Origin of the sequence: Cryobacterium flavum (genome assembly GCF_900103805.1) — a bacterium.
GTDB classification, from domain to species: Bacteria; Actinomycetota; Actinomycetes; order Actinomycetales; family Microbacteriaceae; genus Cryobacterium; species Cryobacterium flavum.
Genome location: NZ_FNIB01000016.1, coordinates 1 through 19867, shown reverse-complemented (window position 1 = coordinate 19867; position 19867 = coordinate 1). Strand labels below are relative to the sequence as shown.

General features: G+C 63.5%; 19 protein-coding genes, 1 pseudogene and 1 riboswitch. Of the genes and pseudogenes, 9 read left to right on the top strand and 11 right to left on the bottom strand.

The features are described from left to right. Positions 1-90 precede the first annotated feature (90 nt). Positions 91-1605: a PKD domain-containing protein gene (locus BLS91_RS17045; RefSeq protein ID WP_233197187.1), complete on the top strand. Its 1515-nt coding sequence runs from the start codon at positions 91-93 to the stop codon at positions 1603-1605. 22 nt (positions 1606-1627) lie between these two features. Continuing rightward, a complete protein-coding gene (locus BLS91_RS17040; RefSeq protein ID WP_092341953.1) occupies positions 1628-2716 on the top strand; it encodes a glycosyltransferase family 4 protein in 1089 nt (362 codons plus the stop codon). A 41-nt stretch (positions 2717-2757) separates the two neighbouring features. On the opposite strand, the gene BLS91_RS17035 is transcribed toward BLS91_RS17040, so the two are convergent. The 5 genes from BLS91_RS17035 to BLS91_RS17015 all read right to left on the bottom strand — a co-directional run bounded on the left by BLS91_RS17035 (position 2758) and on the right by BLS91_RS17015 (position 8929). Next, positions 2758-3708 carry a glycosyltransferase gene (locus BLS91_RS17035; protein WP_134505183.1) on the bottom strand — a complete coding sequence of 317 codons (951 nt, stop codon included), beginning with the start codon at positions 3706-3708 and terminating at the stop codon, positions 2758-2760. 53 nt (positions 3709-3761) lie between these two features. Further along, entirely contained in the window at positions 3762-5228 is a 1467-nt protein-coding gene (locus tag BLS91_RS17030; RefSeq protein ID WP_092341951.1) for a tyrosine-protein kinase domain-containing protein, read from the bottom strand. Between the two features lie 128 nt (positions 5229-5356). Further along, entirely contained in the window at positions 5357-6130 is a 774-nt protein-coding gene (locus BLS91_RS17025; RefSeq protein ID WP_092341950.1) for a CDP-alcohol phosphatidyltransferase family protein, read from the bottom strand. Then, a complete protein-coding gene (locus BLS91_RS17020) occupies positions 6127-7380 on the bottom strand; it encodes a DUF1972 domain-containing protein (protein WP_198412737.1) in 1254 nt (417 codons plus the stop codon). Before BLS91_RS17020 ends, BLS91_RS17025 begins: the two co-directional genes overlap by 4 nt. Before the next feature lies 1 nt (position 7381). Continuing rightward, positions 7382-8929, bottom strand: coding sequence for a sugar transferase (locus BLS91_RS17015; protein ID WP_092341949.1), 1548 nt, complete (start codon positions 8927-8929; stop codon positions 7382-7384). 481 nt (positions 8930-9410) lie between these two features. Here BLS91_RS17015 and BLS91_RS17010 point away from each other — a divergent pair, with 481 nt between their 5' ends. Then, complete coding sequence (locus tag BLS91_RS17010) at positions 9411-10460, top strand: dipeptidase (protein ID WP_092341948.1); 1050 nt, start codon at positions 9411-9413, stop codon at positions 10458-10460. Here BLS91_RS17010 and BLS91_RS20055 read toward each other — a convergent pair. Beyond that, positions 10457-10627 (bottom strand): hypothetical protein, encoded by a 171-nt coding sequence (locus tag BLS91_RS20055; protein WP_159433894.1) that lies wholly within the window; start codon positions 10625-10627, stop codon positions 10457-10459. The genes BLS91_RS17010 and BLS91_RS20055 overlap by 4 nt on opposite strands. Before the next feature lie 31 nt (positions 10628-10658). After that, positions 10659-10722, top strand: a riboswitch (guanidine-III (ykkC-III) riboswitch). 11 nt (positions 10723-10733) lie between these two features. Here BLS91_RS20055 and BLS91_RS17005 point away from each other — a divergent pair. Beyond that, the gene (locus BLS91_RS17005) at positions 10734-11057 is read left to right on the top strand and encodes a DMT family transporter (RefSeq protein ID WP_092341947.1); all 324 of its coding nucleotides are present in this window, start codon (positions 10734-10736) and stop codon (positions 11055-11057) included. A gap of 4 nt (positions 11058-11061) precedes the next feature. Here the strand turns inward: BLS91_RS17005 and BLS91_RS17000 are convergent, their stop codons facing one another. Further along, complete coding sequence (locus tag BLS91_RS17000) at positions 11062-11538, bottom strand: HAD domain-containing protein (protein WP_134505182.1); 477 nt, start codon at positions 11536-11538, stop codon at positions 11062-11064. 400 nt (positions 11539-11938) lie between these two features. Here BLS91_RS17000 and BLS91_RS16995 point away from each other — a divergent pair, with 400 nt between their 5' ends. Beyond that, complete coding sequence (locus BLS91_RS16995) at positions 11939-12832, top strand: hypothetical protein (RefSeq protein WP_139165826.1); 894 nt, start codon at positions 11939-11941, stop codon at positions 12830-12832. A gap of 428 nt (positions 12833-13260) precedes the next feature. Here BLS91_RS16995 and BLS91_RS16990 read toward each other — a convergent pair whose 3' ends face one another. Beyond that, positions 13261-13848 (bottom strand): recombinase family protein, encoded by a 588-nt coding sequence (locus BLS91_RS16990; RefSeq protein WP_092341944.1) that lies wholly within the window; start codon positions 13846-13848, stop codon positions 13261-13263. A 218-nt stretch (positions 13849-14066) separates the two neighbouring features. Here BLS91_RS16990 and BLS91_RS19755 point away from each other — a divergent pair, with 218 nt between their 5' ends. After that, positions 14067-14690, top strand: a complete 624-nt coding sequence (locus tag BLS91_RS19755; protein ID WP_134505181.1) for an HNH endonuclease — start codon at positions 14067-14069, stop codon at positions 14688-14690. Beyond that, positions 14687-16024, top strand: coding sequence for an MMPL family transporter (locus BLS91_RS16980; RefSeq protein ID WP_092341942.1), 1338 nt, complete (start codon positions 14687-14689; stop codon positions 16022-16024). Before BLS91_RS19755 ends, BLS91_RS16980 begins: the two co-directional genes overlap by 4 nt. Positions 16025-16422: 398 nt before the next feature. Here the strand turns inward: BLS91_RS16980 and BLS91_RS16975 are convergent. Next, a pseudogene (locus BLS91_RS16975) lies at positions 16423-16899 on the bottom strand (MFS transporter); the annotation flags it as partial. Between the two features lie 295 nt (positions 16900-17194). On the opposite strand from BLS91_RS16975, the gene BLS91_RS16970 reads away from it, so the two are divergent. Beyond that, a complete protein-coding gene (locus BLS91_RS16970) occupies positions 17195-17914 on the top strand; it encodes a nucleotidyltransferase domain-containing protein (protein ID WP_092341941.1) in 720 nt (239 codons plus the stop codon). 44 nt (positions 17915-17958) lie between these two features. Here the strand turns inward: BLS91_RS16970 and BLS91_RS16965 are convergent, their stop codons facing one another. Continuing rightward, positions 17959-18483 (bottom strand): P-loop nucleotide/nucleoside kinase family protein, encoded by a 525-nt coding sequence (locus tag BLS91_RS16965; protein WP_092341940.1) that lies wholly within the window; start codon positions 18481-18483, stop codon positions 17959-17961. A gap of 142 nt (positions 18484-18625) precedes the next feature. On the opposite strand from BLS91_RS16965, the gene BLS91_RS16960 reads away from it, so the two are divergent. Further along, positions 18626-19171: a DUF6578 domain-containing protein gene (locus BLS91_RS16960; RefSeq protein ID WP_092341939.1), complete on the top strand. Its 546-nt coding sequence runs from the start codon at positions 18626-18628 to the stop codon at positions 19169-19171. Between the two features lie 20 nt (positions 19172-19191). Here BLS91_RS16960 and BLS91_RS16955 read toward each other — a convergent pair whose 3' ends face one another. Continuing rightward, positions 19192-19725: a putative immunity protein gene (locus BLS91_RS16955; RefSeq protein ID WP_198412738.1), complete on the bottom strand. Its 534-nt coding sequence runs from the start codon at positions 19723-19725 to the stop codon at positions 19192-19194. Positions 19726-19867 lie beyond the last annotated feature (142 nt).

Genomic DNA, 19867 nt, shown 5'->3' with positions numbered 1-19867 from the left:
GCAGTTATAAATGACAAAGATTCAATATACTGCGAATTAGTGCGGTAGCTACTCGAAGGCTGCGGTCCAAACCCTAAGTGAGGCCTCCTGGTGGCTACTCCCGTGTTCGTTCTTCCGCGCCGTTCTGTTGCGGACAATCCCAGCCCGCGCCTGGCCCGTTTGGCACGGGCGGGCTGGGTCGGGCTCGCCACGGTCGTGGCCGTGGTCGCCGCGGTTCTCAGCGCCCCCTCGGTTGCGCTGGCCGATTCTGCCCCGGCCGATGCCGCCACTCCGGTGACGGTTTCTGCCGATTCGCTGCCGACCACGCAGATCAACGGCGTGGTCTGGGCGCAGCTGATTGTGGGGGACACCGTCTACGTCGGCGGGGAATTCACCCGGTCCCGGCCGGCTGGTTCTGCCCGCGGCGTCAATGAAGTCGTGCGCAACAACCTGCTCGCCTACAACCTCACCACCGGAAAACTGATCACCTCGTTCAATCCCAACGTCAACGGGGCTGTTCGTGCCCTGGTCGCCTCCGCCGACGGCACTCGAGTGTACGCCGGAGGAGGCTTCACCAAGGTCGGTTCAGAAACTCGTTTCCGACTGGCGGCCTTCGACACCGGTACGGGCGCCCTGGTCTCGTCCTGGAAGCCGGTAGTAAATGCCCAGGTCAAGGCGTTGGGAATCTTCGGGAACACGGTTTACGCGGGGGGAACGTTCACCGTCGCCAGCGGTCAATCCCGCACCATGACGGCCTCGTTCGCGACGTCCAACGGCGCCCTCGGCACCTGGACCGGTCAGCCAGACGGGGGCGCGGTCAACGCACAGTATGCCTGGGCCTGGGGCGATGGAACGACCGAAAGGGCGGCGACTGCAACGGCAACGCACACCTACCCCGGTGCGGGAATGTACGAGGTCGTGCTCACGGTCACCGACACCGCCGGCGCGACCGCCAGCGACACGCAGACCATTGTGGCCACCGACCCACCGGCGCCGCCGATCACGGCGTTCGCCGGGGATGCCTTCGGCCGCACGATCACGAGGGGCCTGGGCTCGGCCGATATCGCTGGGCCGTGGACCACGACGGGGTCAACGGCGAACTATTCGGTCGGTGACGGTGTGGGTAAGCTTCAGGCAGCAGCCGGTCAGACGGTCAACGCCTACCTCCCTGGTGCGACATCCGTTGATACCGACCTGACCGTGAGCATGGGGACGCAACAGGCCGTGACCGGCGGTGGTACCTACCTGTCGGCCATCGGGCGTCGGGTGGAGGGCAATGACTACCGGGCCCGCGCGAAACTGCTCGCGTCGGGGGCGGTGCAGGTGCAGCTGATGCGTGGGGCGACGAGTCTGAAGTACTTGACGGTCCCTGGGCTCAGCTATGCGGCGGGCGACCAGCTGAAACTCCGACTGCAGGTGACCGGCACTTCGCCGACAACCCTCAAGGCCATGGTGTGGAAGCTGGGGGATGCTGTTCCCGAGGCGTGGCAGGTGAGCGCGACGGATTCTACCGCTGCGCTCCAGCAGGCCGGCTCAATCGGACTCGCCTTCTACGTCAGCGCGTCGGCAACCTTGAGCCCGATGACCGCGACCTTCGACGATCTGATTGCTGAACCATCGCACTAATGGCGACCAGAGGACTGACTTGATGCACATCGTGACCTCGCGGGCGCGGCTGTATCGAACGTTGCGCAGCGCCTATCTCGAACGCGCGCATCTGCTGCCGGAGGCCACCATTCTCTTTCGGGTCAAAAGGTATGACTTTCAGGAATCCCTCGTCGATGGACTCACGGTTATTCAAGCCGCGCCAGTGCGGGCTGCCTGGCTGCTGGCCCGGTCGGAGGTGACGACGCTGGAGATCAATGAACCGCTGATGCTCTCGAGCGTGTGGGGCAGCTCGCTGGCCATCATTGGGTTGCGGGCGAGGTCGCTGCTCGGTGGCCCCGGCGCGACAATTGTCAGCTACGCCATGGAGAATTCGAATCCGCTTCGGCGCCCGGTCGGAGGAGAGGGACAACTGCGACGCTTCGCCACCAGCCGTCTGTCGCGGTTCGTCTGGCGACACACCGATCGAATCGCCTTTGGAACGGATGCAGCGAGGGTCACCTACGGGAGCGCCATGCGCCACCGGCCCGGGGGACTCACGACCACCGTGATTCCGGCGTTGCCAGCGCCCTGTACCTGCCCCGCCGGTGACGGTCCAAACGAGCCGCGCGTGGTCTTTCTCGGAGCACTCGTGGCCCGCAAGGGTTTTCTCGACCTGCTCGAGGCCTGGCCAAGCGTCACCGCTCGGGTCCCGACCGCCCGCCTGACCATCATCGGGAAAGGGGCACTCGAGGACCGGGCGCGCCAGGCGGCGGAGCAGGACCCCACGATCGCGCTGGTTATCGACCCACCGCGGAGTGAGATACACCGGCACCTGCGCGGCGCCAGTGTTCTCGCCCTTCTTTCGCAGCCGACCGCCACCTGGCGAGAGCAAATTGGCCTGCCCATTGTGGAGGGCCTCGCGCACGGGTGCAACATCGTGACCACCTCGGAAACCGGCCTGGCCCGGTGGCTCAGCGAGCACGGGCATGACGTGGTCGCGCCAGGGGCTCCCTCGTCTGCGTTGGCGGATTCCGTGGTGCACGCCCTGCAGAAGCGCGGGGGCGCAACTGCTGCCAGCCTGGTGGCCGATCTTCCGGCCGTTGACGGGCGGCTGGCCGCCGACGCCTGGTTGTTCGCCGGGGCGAGCTAGCCGCCGTCGAATCGGTCTGCGCGATCGGTCAGTGCGATCGGTTAGCGCGATCGAGCGGCGCGCACTGCGCACTCATAGGCTTCCAGGTGCGCGGCCAGACCGGCCGGCCAGGCTCGGGCCGAGAGGTCTGGACGCTCGGTGTCGTGTCGGCGCCGTGCGGCAGCGACCGCGTTTTTGAGGTTCTGAGCGGAGAGCGCGCCGGGGTAGGTCGATACCCAGTCACCGCCCGCTTCGCTCGCCAGGGCATCGGTCACGCTGTTCTGTGGCACCAGGACCGGGCGGCACAGCGACAGGGCCAGAATAGCGGCCCCCGAATTGTGCATCTCTTGATAAGGGAGCACGACCAATTCGGCCTCTCCGATCTCGCGCGACAGGGCCGCATCGCTCGCGTACCCGAAGCTGAACGTGATGCGTGAGTCGGCGGCAGCTAGAGACTCGAGATTGTGGGCAAGTTGGGGGGTCTGGGGTGCACCGACGATTCGCAGGGTCGCGGCTGAGGCGGCGGCATCCGTTTCGGTGCTGAACGCGCTGATCAACGTGTCGATTCCTTTATAGGGGCGGATCAGTCCGAAATACAAAACGCGGCCGGGAACGGTCGGTGGGCTCGGGTATTGGGCGAACCAGTCGCGATAGTCGCCGTGCGCTATGGTGCGTTCGAGGGCGCCAGCCGGCACCGGCGTGAAGGAATTGAGCCGAATCCACACGGTCGTGCGGCGGTCGAAGAGCTCCATCAGTCGCCGGTCACGCGGGGATTGCATTTCGTGACTGCGCAGGTTGTGCAGGGTGCGCACCACCGCGGTGCTCCGCAACCGCAGCCGCGTCAGCAGGAGCGAAAACAGCGCTCGCCGCGCGAGCGCACGCGCGGGAGTGCGCCCCTGCAGCAGAATCTCCGGCCAATGCACATGGAACACGTCGTACGGTGCCGTCAGGGCGCGCCACCAGGAGAAACCGTCGACCTGAACGTGCTCGCGCAGTCCCCGGTCGAGTTGCACAAGGTAAGGATTGGTGGTGGATCGACCCTTCGGAAACGACTGGAGGACCCGCACTATGACGACCGCGTCGATTCCGACGACCGCGAGTTGCGGCGGCCAGCTTCGTCGAAGGATGTGCGCGGTGCCCGCGTGGCCGTGACCCGGTTGGCTGGCACCGATGGTGGCACGCTCGGGCCGGTTACCGCGGCGAGCGGGCCGTAGTAGACCTCGGCCCGGCGCTCGCGCACCTGGTTGAGGACGATGCCCAGAATGCGCGCATTGACCGCTTCGAGGGACTCGAGAGTGGTGGCGAGCTGCTGGCGGGTGGTCGACTTGTACCGGGCAACGACGATGGCGCCATCGGTGAGGTGAGACAGGCCGAGGGCATCCGTTGCTGGAAGCAGGGGCGGGGAATCAATGACGATGAAGTCGTAGTCCTGCAGCAGGGTCTTCATCAGGGTCTTCATCGCGTCCGAACCGAGTACCTGCCCGGGGTTGGGCGGTACGGCGCCGGATGGCAGCACGTCGAGGCCGTCCGACCAGCGCACGATGGCGTCCTCGGGCCCGACATCGCCGAGCAGGATGGTGGTGAGGCCCACGTCGCCTTCGAGGTCGCAGAGCTCGGCAATCGACGGACGTCGAAGGTCGGCATCGATCAGGAGTACGCGCGACGACCGTTCAGCCATGGCGAGGGCCAGGTTGATCGCTGTGGTGGATTTTCCATCCCTGGAGACCGCCGACGTGACGACAGCGCTGCGCGGCGGGCGGTCCACGTCGATGAATTCCAGGTTGGCCCGCACCCGGCGGTACGACTCAGCGAGTGCGCTGTGCGGCATGACCCGCATCACCAGACCGGCCGGGTCGCTTCTGCGTTTGTAGCCGACCATACCCAGCAGCGGATCGGAGGAGACCCGGTCGAGGTCCTTTTCCGTACTCACCCGGGTGTCGAACACCTCACGGGCCAGGGCATACAGCACGCCCAGGCCGAACCCGAGCAGGAGGCCGGTCAGAACTATGAGCTGCGTATTCGGTGCGAACGGACCGCCGGGGAGCTGCGCGGGCGAGACGGTCTTGACCGTGATCGACGGCAGGTTATCGGGGCCCTTCGGGGCCAGGCTCTCGACCGTGTTGGCGAGCGACTGGGAAACTGCGTCGGCCAGGTCGACGGACTGCTGGGCCGACCGACTGGTGACGGTGATATTGATGAATACCGTGTTCAGGGGAGTGACGGCGCTCACGCGCGCGGCGAGGGCCTGGCTGGAGACGTTCAACCCGAGCCGGCTGATGACCGGGTCGAGCACTGTCGGCGTCGTCGCCAACTGTGCGTAGGACTGCACGAGGTTCTGCGTGAACGTCGACGTTTGCAGAAGTTCGCTCGTGGTCTCACCTCGATCGCTCGTGACGAACACGCTGTTCGTGGCCTGATACTGGGCTGGCAGGGTGGCCGCGTAGCCCCACCCGGCTGCCCCACCGAGGATGCCCACGATGACAATGAGCAGCCACCGTCTCGTGATGGTCCTCAGATAGTCGATTGGTTCCACAGCATTCTCCGTCCGGTTGCGCCCACACTACAATCAAGATGACCAAAACTCACCTCTGAATGCGGGAGGGAGCATCCCCAGAAGGGGGCACACGGCAGAGCTGGCGCCTGAGGGCAGCGGATGCCTGACTACGGTCGCGCGACGTCCACTCGACCCAGCGCTGTCATGTCGCGAAACCATTTACCCAGCGCCAGTGCGAGATACAGCGCGTTGGCGACAAAGAGAAGGGTATACAAGCCGAAAAAGGCCAACGGAGCGCCCAGCAGCACGAAGGAGAGGCAAAGCACACCGTAGTCGGTGGGAAGACCAAGAAGCGACCGCACCACGGTGCGGGGGGCAGCGGAGAGGGCGGCCGTTGGCGCGTGCTTGGCTTTGAGCAGATCGTTCAGGATCATGGCGAAGAACGACACGGCGGCCACGGCCGCAAACCCGATCGGCACGAGCAGCGAGATCGAGCTCGACAGAGGAAAGTGCGTGAACATCGTAATGAGCACCGCGAGGTGCAGCGTTGAGATCTTGATGGAGTCAACGACGTGGTCGAGCCATTCGCCCGAGGGGGAGCCTCCACCACGCAGACGCGCGACCTGGCCGTCGGCCGAGTCGAAGGCGTACCCGATGGCCAGCAACAGCCACACGACGAGTCCAAGCCACCAACTGGGCTCACCGATCGCGAGCAGCCCGATCGCGCAGAACGTGAAGCCGGCACTGATCGCCGTGACGTTGTTTGGAGTCAGGCCTAAGCGAAACGCGCCCGCCGCGAGGTAGCGACCAACCCGGCGGTTGACATAGACGGAGTAGGGCGGGGCACCGCGGGCCGCCGTCTTCTGGGCGGACGACAAACGACGCACGGTGTCAAAGTACGTTTCCGTCGAGGCAGTGGCGTGGGCCGGGGTACTGGTCATGAGGTGATCCCCCTGGACGGTGCGGTTGACGGTTGGCGTTTCATGCTGTCGGGAAGGCTCCACGTTGAGACTCCAGCCCGGCCGCTGCTCTGGTGATGGGTGCTGTAGCCTACGGCCACCCGCCGAGCGAGTCTTTCGTAGCTGGCCGCGACGCTGTCCCAGTTGTACAACTGCTCGGCCCGCTGTTGCAGCGCCGCCGCGACCGCGGCGACCTGCTCGGGGTTCAGCTCGGAATCTTCGATCAGGCCACTGAGAGAATCGGCCCGCGAGAAGTAGGCGCCATCGCTGCCGAGGACCTCACGATTGAACACGACGTCCCACGCGATGACCTTGGTTCCGGCACCCATCGCCCGCAGCAGCGACGGATTCGTACCGCCCACCGAGTGGCCGTGCACGTAGGTGGCGGCGTGCGTATAGAGCTGGTCCAGCTGATTCTGGTCCCACACACTGCCCAGCATGCGAATGCGGGAATCGGATGTGGCCAAGTCACTGATGCGGTTGGTGTGGCCGGCCGCGTAGGGCGCGGAGCCAACGACAACCAGCGGGAGGCGCGCGTCGCTCGCGCGATATCCCTCGACAATGATGTCGACGTGGTTTTCCGGTTCAAACCGGGCGACGACGAGGTGGTAGCCGCCGGGGCGGAGTCCGAGTTCGGCGAGCCGATCAGTCGGGGTGTCGTGCAGAATTCGGGTGCCGTAGGAGATCAGTTCGGTCGGGATGGAAAACTCGTCCCGGTAGTAGTCGACGATTCCCTGCGCGTCGGCGATGAGGGCATCCGCTTCGCGCACCGAGACTTCCTCGGCCCAGCGGTAGTAGCGGCGACCGGCGCCGCCCCATTTGTCGCGCTTCCATTCGAGTCCGTCGACGTGCACGACGCTCGGGATGCCGCGCAGGCGCAGCAGCGGAACGAACGGAGCGTTGGCGGCATTGAACACGAACGCGACATCGGCCGGACGGTGCAGGGTCGCGTGCAGAACCGACAACCCGGTGTGGCTCAGGGTCTCGAGAATCTTGTGGCGCAGCGCCGGCAGCTCGACCAGTTTCATGCCGAGGTACTCTTTCGGCACCGGCTGGGTCGTGCGGCGACAATAGACGGTCACGTCGTGGCCGCGGTCAACGAGTCGCCGACCAATCTCCTCGACGGCCGTTTCAAAACCGCCGTAGGCTGCGGGAACGCCGCGGGTACCGATCATTGCGATGCTCAGACGCCGGTGGCTGGTGGGCGCAGTGTGTTCGATGCCCGCGGTCATGTCAATATGCCCCTACTGGTTGAATGACGGTCTTAAAGGTGCGCCAAATGATCATCAGGTCGCCGGTCAGGGACCAGTTCTCGACGTAGTACAGGTCGAGCCGGACGCTGTCTTCCCAGCTGAGATTGGACCGCCCGTTGACCTGCCACATGCCGGTCAGGCCGGGCTTGATGTACAGGCGGCGGTGCACGTGGGTTTCGTAGACCTGAACTTCTTCGGGCAGCGGCGGGCGTGGCCCGACCAAGCTCATCTCGCCAACGAAGATATTCCACAGCTGAGGCAGCTCATCGAGCGAGTACTTGCGCAGCACGCGGCCGATCTTGGTGATCCGAGGGTCATTGCGAATCTTGAACAGCACCCCGGATGCCTCGTTCTGGTCGAGCAGGCCAGCCAGGTCGTCCTCAGCGGTCTGCACCATCGAGCGGAATTTGATCATGCGGAAGGTCTGTCCGTTGCGGCCGCACCGTTCCTGCCGAAAGAGGACCGGGCCCGGGCTGTCGAGTTTGATGAGTACGGCGATCACGGCGAGCACGGGCAGCAAGAACACGATCGCGGCAGCCGTCGTTACGATGTCCAGAGTGCGCTTGAGGGCGTGGCGGCCCCCCTCGAACCGGGGGATTTCGACATGGATCAGCGGGAGGCCGTCGACCGGACGAAAGTGGATGCGGGGACCAGCGACATCCGTTAGCCGGCTCGACAGAACAAGCTCCGCGGAGGTGCCCTCGAGGTCCCAACCCAGGTTGCGAATGTAGGAACTGCCGCCGCTGGGCTGCCCAGCAACGATGACCGTGTCGACGCCCATGGCAGCGGCCGCCGCGGCGACATGCTCGAAATCGGACACGATCGGCACTATGCGTTCGCCGGCCGAGATCTCGTCACCAATGCCGTCTTCCAGAGCTGCGCCGACGATGTAGTACGCGGCTCCGGACTTGGTGTCGATCTGGCTGACCACGTATTCCACGTCGTCGCGATTGCCGACGACGATCACGCGGGAGAGGTAGTGGCCGAACCTGCGCTGGTGCAGCAGCCACTTGCGCCACAGCCACCGTTCGAGAACGAGCGCAACAATTCCGATAGGAAGCGCCAGCACGAAATAGAGCCGGGCGATATCGATGTGAACGATCAGAAAAACGATGGCCAGCATGCCGAAGGTCACGGCGCTGGCGTTGATGACCTGTTTGTACTCGCTCGCTCCAACACCCACGACGCGGGAGTCCCTGGTATGGAAGAGCTCGAGGGTTGTGAGCCAGGTCGCCACGATGAGCAGCGACACGAGCCAGTAGTTGGCGCTGAACGATCCAGGAACGGCCGGAATGCCGTCCACGCCGAACCGAAAGACCAGTGCGCTACCGACCGCGAGAATAATGACTACGACATCGGTCAGTCGCAGCTTGGTGCGGTACCGCCGAGCCCAAATCAGCCCTGACGAGGGGGTGTCCACCGCGATGTCGGCCGGCGCGGACGCTGTCTGGTCAACGAGTCGGAGTTTGGCGGTACGCCGAAGGGGCAGGGATTGCGTGAAAGAGGCGGGCGAATCTGATTCACTCATGCGTCATTCCCCCCTGCGATCGAACTGGAAGTGGTGCCGGGTGTCGTCGTGGTTGTGGTGCGAGGGCGCGTGTCGCGGGTTCTGGGGGTGGTTCGGCGGGGTGGAATAAATGTCACGTTTTCATTCCCTGCAGTCGGGTTTACAGGAACAGGTGGTCATAGTGACAAGGCGGCGATGCTGGCACTTGTCGTTCGATGGGGCGCGGCGGATGAAGATGATTCTTTCTCAGCAACTTACTGGCAGAGACTACCCCGTTTCAAGTCGGCGGCGCTGTAACCTTAATGGGGGTCAAAATGCCCTGTATGGGGGGACCTATTTGGGCGTGTTCACCCTGAGAGCGGCCGACGTCCCTGTCAGGCCCGGAATTGCGGGTAGAAATCAGGCAGGCACTGCCAGGGGGCAAACCGGCTCGAGCGCATTAAATGCCCGATGGTGAGGGTCCTAGGCTGGTATTTCGCACCGATTGCCGGGAAGAGTTCACATGACCGTAAGAAAACCGAAATTTGACGTTATTGACGGGCATAACGACCTCGCCTGGGCATGCCGCGAGCATAGAGACTATTCCGTTGCCGGGCTGGACTCCGAGCAGGATTCTGCCCGCAATCATTTGCAAACGGATGTCCCCAAATTACGGCGCGGAGGTGTGCAGGGGCAGTTCTGGTCGGTGTGGGTGCACACCGACCTTGAGGGCACCGATTCGGTGCAGGCGACGCTGGAGCAGATCGACTTTATTCACCGCCTGATTGCCGCCTACCCCGACGATTTCGAGCGGGCCGTCACCGCCGACGACGTTGAGCGTGCACGGCACGGCGGAAAAATTGCATCGCTCCTCGGGGTTGAGGGCGGCAACCAGATGAACAACTCTCTCGCGGTACTGCGCGAGTACGCCCGGTTGGGCGTGCGTTATATGACGCTCACCTGGAACTCGTCAACCGAGTGGGCCGACGCGGCTGCCGGCGAGGTGACCCACGACGGCATCAACGAGCGTGGCCGGGTCGTCATCGCCGAGATGAACCGCATCGGAATGATGGTCGACCTGTCCCATGTTTCGGCTGCCACCATGCAGGACGCCCTCGATGCCTCAACGCTCCCCGTTCTCTTCAGCCACTCTTCGTGCTATGCCCTGAACCCGCACCCTCGCAACGTGCCCGATGCGATTCTCAGTCAGCTCGCCGCCAACGGCGGCGTTCAGATGATCACCTTCGTGCCGGCCTTCATCTCGGCCGACTATCGACGCTGGGAAGACAACGGTTCGGTGGCGGAGAAGCCGCAGATCACCGTGGCGCACGTTGCTGACCATGTGGAGCACGCCCGAAGCGTGGCCGGAGTCGATCACATCGGTCTCGGTGGCGACTTCGACGGCTGCCCGGACATGCCAGTCGGGCTCGCCACCGTGGCGGACTACCCCAACCTGTTCACCGAGCTCGAGCGGCGCGGCTGGACCGACGCCGAACTCGCCAAGCTCGGCTCCGAGAACGTGCTGCGCGTACTGCGCGCAAACGATGCGGCCTACCGGGCGTTCGTGGCCTAGCCGCCGTAGCCGCGGCTGCGCGGTGCAATGATGCGACAGCTGTCGCTGATTGCTTGTGCTGCTGGCCGGCCACTCGCGCGAGCAGAAAACGACAGCCTGCGCAGCAGACGGGCGCGCGAAACGGATGCCGCGGCATCCGTTTCGAGGCGGGACGCGGTTCTGCACATCGTTTGCACAGTGGTTGTGCCTAAGGTCGAAGCAGGTCGCGATGCGCGGCCCCGGACGACGGATCAGTACCCGGCACAAGACAAGACTGGCCGAGGAGTATTAGTCATGTCGTGGATTCTGCTTATTGTGTCCGGAGTTCTGGAAGCGGTCTGGGCGACGGCGCTTGGTAAATCCGAGGGGTTCACCAAGTTGTGGCCGACCGTCATCTTCGGCGGGGCACTCGCGCTCAGCATGACCGGCCTGGCCTGGGCGATGCGGGAGATTCCGATCGGAACGGCTTATGCCGTCTGGGTCGGCATCGGAGCGGCACTCACGGTCACCTGGGCGATGGTCACGGGGGATGCGAGCGTGTCCTGGCTGAAGATCGCCCTGCTGCTCGGCCTGATCGGCTGCATCGTCGGGCTCAAGCTCGTCGACGGCGCGCACTGAACACTCAGGACGAAGCGAGGCCCTCGATGAAGTGCCGCACATCGTCGACGTGCGCGGCCGTGAGCCCGATGTCCATCTCGGGCTGCACCAGGAGTGTGGGCCGCGCCTGCGCGTCGGCCCAGCCGACGGCATCGTGGCGCAGGATATCGTCGATCCAGATCACCGCGTCGGGCTGCGGATCCTGCCTGGCCAGCCAGCGGGCGACCCAGTGCAGCTTCGCGGTGGGTGCGGGCGCTGACGGGTCGAAGTGCAGATTGCGCGGAAAAGCGATGCCCTCGGTGTCCGACGATAAGCCAAGATCCCGGGTCAGGTGAAACGTGTGTGTCGGCGACCAGGTGGTAGCCCACACGATGGATCCGAGTTTGGCCAGCCGCCGCACCAGTTCTGCGCGGGGTGGATCGAGCACAAGCCTCTGGTTGACGACCCGCGGGTTGAGCACCCCGTCGACGTCGAGCAGGATCAGAACGGTGCGCGTGGTCATCATTCGAGCCTAGCTGGCCGCTCACTGGACAACTTTGAGCGGTTGCGACCCCGCCACACCCCCCAAAATTGTCGAGTGAGAGTGGCGAGCATAAAAAAAGGCCACTCCCCGAGTTACTCACAAGTGAGTTTCCTAGGGAGTGGCGGTGGTGGCCCCGACCGGCGTCGATCCGGTGACCTTTCGAGTAAGAGTACGGCTCTATCAGGGGTTTCTGCGGGCTATCAGCCTCTTCGAATTCTGCTGATCAGAGCCGCTTTATGCTGCCATCTTCTGTCTTCTCATATTTCCAAATCTGCGGAATAGATGCGGGGTTCGTAGGCAGTCTTGGGTGTTCCCACTCGGTCCAGTGGAGGGCTGTCGTGGCCTTCTGCCCATTCGAAGGCACCGCCTAGTTCATAATGTGTTGAGACAAAACGGTCGAATAGTCATTGGGGGCTACATGCCAGATTCACTCGCGCCACTCGCGCCACTCGCGCCAGCCAAAGCGCAAACGCTCATTGACCATCCCGAGACGGAGGACTACCTCCTCGACAACCCCGAACAAGCCGAAATATTGGCTCGCATCCTCGAACACGCCAACGAATCAGCCAAATTCGACTTCTTGGGCATGACCAGATTTGTCGCGAAGCTGGACTTCAAGTACAAGAACATTCCGATTCATTTCGACAAGTACAGCGAGGCCAATGACCCGACAGGCGAACTCGCGCAGAAGTTCGTCGACATGTTCAACCGCACACCGTCCGGTGTGTACCGTCGCCTCAGTCCGGCCCCGGCGGCATCTGCCGCCAAGTTCAAAGCCGCCCGAGCGAAGGCAACCGCAGACCAGGAGGCGCATGATGCGCGCCATGCGGCCGTGATGGAAGAGGCAGCTATCTGGCGCGACAACAACCCGCCGCAGCTCTGGAAGCCGTCTAAGGCGAGACGGCTCTGGTGGAAGATCACCAGACCGGTGACGTTCTTGCTGTCGAACCATTACACCTACATCGTCGGCTTCGCCCTACTCGCTCTCGCGGTGGTTGGCGGGATCATTGCGGGTATTTGGTGGCTGCTGAAGATGGTCCTGGAAAGCGCTCCGGTGCAGAACACCACCTCGGTCCTCGGGTCGATTTTTGGCTGGATCGGGGACAACTTCGCGATGTTCATTTTCCTGTCGCTCATCGCGTGGGGGATTGGAGCGATCATCTACAAGCTCGCGCCGTTCTACTCAACTTTGGTGTTTATCTTGTGCTTCCTGCTGCCGCCGGTGGGTATTCCGTTGTTCATTATCTGGCTCATCTTTCGGGATAAGGACTAGCCAGCACGTATCTGCTCCGCACTATGGTTGTGATTTAGTGTTGACGTTGGAATGGTTGCTGACAGGAGACCTTCGAGTGGCAGATAGAGATCTTCGTGCACTACAGAGTCACCGCGCAGCACGCTGGTCCTAATGGTTCCGGGACGGATTCGCAGGCGGCGAGGAAGAATTCAACGAGCACGGGGGTATCTAGCCAAATGTCTGGTGACTAGTTGGACTCCAGCGCCTCGACCGCCACAGCCCACGGGGATGCCTGGATAGCCTCGTCAAACGTTGTAGCTGTGCTGGGTCGCGAAGGGCACGGGGTCGCGGCCGCACTCGGGGGCAGGTGCGGTAACCCTCCGTTGGATCCCAACAGTCGATCTCGAGTTCTTCAGGAATCCCGATCTGTTCGTCATCACTGTTGGGTAGGGAGCTCGGACCGCCGGTCACGTGCTGGAACCCGCGAGTTCGGTGGCGCGATGCTCGACGATGACGCTGTGAACAGTTCCGATTGAGAGTCCAGTGGCTGTGGCGATCGTGCGCACTGACTCTTCATCCTCCAGATGGCGGGCGAGAATCACTCGGCGCTTGTCGTCATCGACGACACGTGGTCGACCACCGACCTTGCCGCGCTTCCGGGCCGCCTCGAGACCGTTCTTCGTCTTGCGTACGATGTCGCGCCGGCGATCCTCAGCCAGCGCCAGTGCGAGGTCAAGGATGAGGCTGCGCTCGGTGTGCTCGCCCGCCGCGATGCCTTCGAGCACCTTGACGGCGACGCCGCGCTCGAACAGGTCTGTGAGGACAACCAAGCCCTCCAGAAGGTTGCGGCCGAGCCGGTCGACCTCTTGGACCGCGAGCATGTCACCGTCCCGCAGATAGTCGAGTGCCTCTCGAAGCCCCGGACGATCAGCTACGGCGAGCTTGCCGCTGACCTTTTCTTCGAAGACCTTCACGCAGATGGGGTCAAGGGCATCATGCTGTCGGGCCGTCTCTTGCCTTGTCGTGCTCACTCGCGCCAAGCCCACTAGCGCCATGACTACCTCTCGTTCGCTAAATGTGTTCAACAACTCGTGTCGACAATAGCAGTTTTCGAACGGGTTTTTGAACGATTAGAGCGACCCTGGGGGCGTAATTGCTACAGGCTAGAGGGTGTTCAGTATCCGACCGTTTGTTGAACGCAACGTATCGAGATTGCTGCGGCGTCAGGAGTGTCGGTTCGTTAATCGTGCTGCAGCAGGGCAATCATTGAGCAATGGTTAGTAATAACAAGTTTTCGCCATCGGTTGCGAATGAGATCGCGCGCACGGCGATGTATATCTGCTCGAATCCGGACTGCCTTCGGCTCACAGGATTTGAAACGAACGAGGGTCGTCCCCGGGCAATCGCGGAAGCAGCACACATTTCGTCGGCTTCGATTTCCGGACCACCACGCGTCGGAGTGGTCAATTTGCCCGGCACAAAGACCCCGGTCGATCTGGGTTCGAGCGCTAATGGGGTGTGGCTCTGCAGAAACTGTCACAAGCTCATCGACGCTGATGTCACTGAGTACCCTTCGCCGTTGCTAGAAGACTGGAAGAAGTCCCATACGGCTCGGCTGCGTTCGCTCGTTGGAAAGGATCTTGAGGCCTCACTTTTGATACTTAGCCAAGACCGTATGTACCATCGCGAAGCACATGAGCTGCTAGTTGAGTTACAGGATCGACGGGCACTTTTCAATGACATGGCCATCGAGTTCCCGTCCGAAGTCCAAGAATCGGTCTTCGTCCTTCGAGACAAGATTCGGAGCTTGAAGGGCCGAGTGAGCTTCGAGTCCGAGTCAACGCTTGCGCGAACTCTTGACGCGCTGGCTGTCGCGATCCGCCAGTTTCTACGGTGATCATCGCCATCCTCAGCCTCTACGCCATCGGCATCCCATTCGTCTCATCCCTCGGGCTCGCCAGCGCCATCGTAGTCAGCGCGACGATGCTCGCCGCAGTGACCTTACTGCCGGCGCTGCTGGCCATCTTCGGCCGGAACCTGGACCGCGTCCGGGTGCGCAAGATCGGCAAGAAGACGGCCCTGACGACGGATGCCGCGAGCACCCCCCACACGCAGCCCGCGTCGGGCTGGCGCGGCTGGGTCGGCGGCATCCAGCGTCGTCGCTGGGTCTCGGCGCTGGCCGCCGTGCTCGTGCTGGCGATTCTGGCTCTGCCGCTGCTGTCGCTGCGCCTCGGTACGGCAGACGGTGGATCCCAAGCCGCCGACACCACCCAGCGCAAGGCCTACGACCTCATCGTCGACGGCTTCGGTGCCGGCTGGGCCGGCCCGCTCTTGGTCACGGTCGACTTCGGCGCCGACTCCACGCCGGCCGAGAACCAGGCCGCGAGCATGGCCGTGCGCACCCAACTGGCGGCAACGGACGGCGTCAGCGCTGTCACACCCCCACGGCTGGCCGAGAATGGGACGACCGTGCTGTACACGGTGATCCCAACCAGCTCGCCGGATGACGCCGCCACCGAAACGCTGGTGCACGACCTGCGCGAGACCGTGCTGCCGGACGCGGTCTCCCACGTAGGCGGGGCAACAGCCACGAGCATAGACCTGGCCGACACGCTTCTGGCCCAGATCGGCTGGTTCGTCCTGATCGTGGTCGTGCTGGCCTTCATCGTTCTTTTGATCGAGTTCCGGGCGCCGTTCATCGCGGCCATGGCTGTCATCATGAACCTGTTCGCTGTCGGCGCCGCCTACGGACCCGTCGTCGCTGTGTTCCAATGGGGGTGGTGGCCCGCCGGCCTGCTCGGGGTGTCCTCCGGCCCAGTGGAATCGTTCGTGCCGGTAATGCTCTTCGCTGTGCTGTTCGGGCTTTCCACCGATTACACCGTGTTCCTACTTAGCCGCGTCAAGGAGGAGCTCGCCCGCACGGGAGATCCCGACCGGGCAGTCCAAAACGGCCTGGCAGCGACGGCCAGGGTCATCCTGGCTGCGGCATCCGTCATGGTCGTCGTCTTCGGGAGCTTCATTCTCAACGACCAGCGCACCGTGACGATGTTCGGCTTCGGCCTGGCGATGTCCGTCGCCGTGTACGCCCTCGTAGTGATGCTGGTGCTCGTGCCCGCGCTGCTCGCAATCGCGGGCCGCGGTGCATGGCGGCGCACCAAACGTCATCTGTCAGCCGAGTCCGAGTCCAGCCCCGATCTCGAACCCCTCCTTGCAACGCTCGGACGGGGTTGAGGAAGCATTGAACTGCCCCTGGAGGACAGCTTCCAGCTTGAGGCGGGGCGAGAGAGAGATTCCGGCGATCCGTATCGGCAAAATATGGGAGATGTGAGACTGCTCATATCCCCAGGGTTATAGGCAGCTTCCCTGCGTCCGTTTGCCGCCCCGCCTTCACCGCGTTATTTCTCGGGAGGTCCTAGGCCGATGTCGGGATAACGGGTCTTACGGGAATACCACCATAGAGAGCTCGCCAAGTCGGTGGCGCCGTTGCTTTGAGTCTTGTCTCTCGCTGATCGTCCGCTCTTTGCACCATCTTGGGCCGGGCCGGGCTGGTTGGTGGTGACCGGAATCTGATTTGACCGTGTGATACGCGCTGCGCACGAGCGTCACGCTCGTGCGCAGGTGATGCCCACTCAGGGGTGGTCGTCTCCGCGCATCCGCACGGCAACAACGATTCCGGATGCGGCGGTCAGGGCTGCGACGGCGGCGACGGCGGTGGGGATGCCGAAGGCGTCGGCGAGGAGGCCGGAGAGCAGCGCGCCGACGGCGAAGCCGCCGTCGCGCCACAGCCGGTAGGAGCCTACCGAGCGGGCCCGCCATTCGGGGTGAGCGACATCTCCGATCGCGGCCAGCAGCGTCGGGTAGACCATAGCTGTGCCGGCCCCTAGGAGCATGGCGGCGGCCAGCCAGATGCCAAAACTGTCCCCGGCGGCGACCATTCCCAAGGCGACAGCTTGCACGATCATCCCGCCGACGATGAGCCATTTGCGGCCGATCCGGTCGGAGAGCCCGCCGGTGATCAGCTGGCCCGCTCCCCAAACGGCCGGGTAGACGGCGGCCAGGATACCGATGCGTTCGATGCTGAGTCCGGCGGCGGCGAACAGGATGGGGTTTCTGAGCCCAGTGATCGCAAAGAGCGTGCTTGCACTCGTCCTGATGGTCTTGGCAGTCACCTTGATCCTGTTCGCGCGGAGCATCGATTCAGGTGACACGGCTGTTCTGAAGTGCTCAACGCCGAACGACTCACGAACGTTCACGCCTGTCTGTCCCTGACCCCCAAAGCGACTGTCGTCAATCCCGCAGGTGGAACCCCGTACGGGACGATTGCCCCAAAGAGGATCCGTGAACGGGCGCATTCACGGTTCGACCCAGCGGCGCTCGTTGGTGTCGCCCTAGGCTCAAGGCATGACTTCGGCACTGGACGGGGCCCTCAAATCGGCTCAAGCATTCGTCAGGAAGGTACACCCCGAGGCGGCAGCGTCCGTTTTAGCCGGCAGCATCGCGCTCGGCCGCGGGACCAGAACTTCTGATCTCGACATCGTGGTCTACTACGACGACCGTCCGGCGAGCTTCGCAGAAACGCTCAGACACGACGGCTGGCTGGTCGAATCGTTTGTCTACGGCCCCGAGGGCATCGATGAGTGGTTCGCCTTGGAGGCGAAGCAGCGCCGGCCTGTCGCCTTGGATATGTGGGCTGGCGGCATCCCACTGGTTGACAACGGAGCAACGGCGCTGCTGCAGGCCCGTGCGCAAGGGGTGATGGCCGCAGGCCCGGAGCCGATCGGCGCGACACAGAAAGCCGACCTGCGATACGGGCTCACGGCAGCCATCGATGATCTCCAGGGACGCCCGGATCCCGGAGAGGAGTTCGCCATCATCGCGGACGTCTACACGCGCGCCGGGGAACTGCTGCTCTTCGCCAACCGCAGCTGGCTTGGGAGCGGCAAGTGGCTGGTGCGACGCCTCGGGAATCTCCAAGATCCGACTGCGAAGCGTCTCGTCCAGTGGGCGGAGTCAGTTCCACGAACATCTGAGGAGCTCTGCCGCATCGCACAGGAGGTCCTCGAAAGCGTCGGCGGACCGTTGCAGGAAGGGCATACCCGAGGCTCCCGCGAGGTTGGGTAAGCGATCCTTCACCAGGCATCAAGGATGCCGGATGTCCCGCGTTCTCAGCGATCAAGCACTGAATCCGCGATCTGCTGCGCGGCTTGGTCCGCTGTGATGTGTGTGGTGTCGATGACCTCGGCTTCTTTGTGTAGCCAGGTATGAGCTGCCTCGGCGTATGGCTCCAAGTACGCGAAGCGGAACGTCGAGGGGCCGAGGTCTTTGTCGTTCTGTATGCGGTCGCGGAGCGTTGCCTGGTCGGCGTGGAGGACGAAATGGTGGATCGGTATGCCGTGCTCGGTAAGACCACCGCTGATCTCCCGCCAGTAGCTCTCGACCAAGACAGTCATCGGCATCACAAGTGTGCCTCCGGTGTACTCGAGCACGCGCCGAGCGGTTTCGACAACGAGCGGTCGCCACGGCTCCCAGTGCTGGAAGTTGTCCGTTGCAGGAAGTCCCGGCTTGATGTCCATGAGCACCTCGCCGACCTTCTCAGCGTCGAGGACGCGCGCGTCGGGCAGTAATTGCTGCACGAACTCGCTCGTCGTCGTCTTTCCCGCCCCACGGGTGCCGTTGAGCCAAACGATCATGAACTGAACTCTAATGCCAAGAAGTATCCTTCATGGCGCGCCCGTAAGAGGAACCCTGAGCGGGACAGCTGCAACGTTCCGGTCGTGGATCCCTTAAAGCGCAGGCCGAGTCGCTGTTTGGGCGTTGGGCTAGCGTGGGGTTATGACGCGCGTGTGGCTGACGGAATGGGAATGGGCGTGCTGCGGCGATGCTTTTGCCATCGGCGATGAGGTCGACTTCGGTATCGAGACGCGAACGCCGCATGCTGGTCTCGCTGACATGCTCGGACCGGAACTCATGGCCACGGTGGACGCGATGGAGTCGCACCATGAGGAAGAGTTCACCGATCGTGTGCGCGGCAGGGTCCTTGCAGTGCACGCGGTCACGCAGGACGTCATCGAGCGTCGGTCGCTACGTCGGCCCGGCCACGGCGCGCCGCACGAATCGATCATGCCGGCGGACGGCGACGAGTGGCCGATGGTTGGCCGCGACCTCGGTAATGGTGCGTTCCTGGGGACTTTGCCCTCTCGATACATGATCGAGATCGTGCCAGTTGCGAATACAGCGATGTTGGCCCCGGCTCAGGGCGTTCGGCTGCGCATCGATGAGGACGCCGAACCTGACGACGAAGAGTTTGCTGTCCTACCGCCCGAGCAACACCGACGCTCACTGGAGGGCTGGCTCGTCGACGTCCAGGAGCATCCGTAAGGTGTCCGCTCGCGGAACCCTCAGCGGGATTTGCGTAGCTTGGAGTCCAACTTGCTCATAAGGTGATCGACGCGACTCTTTCCCGTTGGTGCGTTTGGATAACGGCTGAGAACATCAATCAGGCCTGGGGTGGCGTGGTTTTTGGCTCGCGCAACGAAGTTGTCGCCAACCTCGGGATTGTCACCCGCGACCAACTCAGCGATACGCGCCGCACTTGCGGGACCGCGCAGGATGTGACTCACCTGAGTGGCTTTCGCAATTGGGTGCAGGTAGGCGGCGGCTGCGGCGTCGCCCGCGGTGCGAGCGGCAAGCCGTCCTGATTCGGTGGCGGCTTCTCGTGCGGCGCGGTGTGCGTCTGAAGCTGTGACACGCTGCAGGTTGGTCCTTTTTGCGCCGTTGACAAACTCCCACGCAGCGTCGACGGCCGCGCGTGGCCGAGGGTCATCTGGATGGGCGGCCTCAAACACCGGAAGCACTTCCTCTGCTGCCTCCACCACAAAGCGTGCCACGACTCGCAGTTCGTCCATGGTCAACTCGAAATCGCCGGTTCCCACAGTCATTATCCAATTTTCTCATTTCTGCGAAGCCCAGAAAGGGAACCCCCTGCGCGACGGATCCGCGGCCAATCGGGCCGATTGCCGAGCGCCCAGATTCTGGGTCAGTGGGGGGACCGTAGCTGGTCGCCCGGCTGGAGCG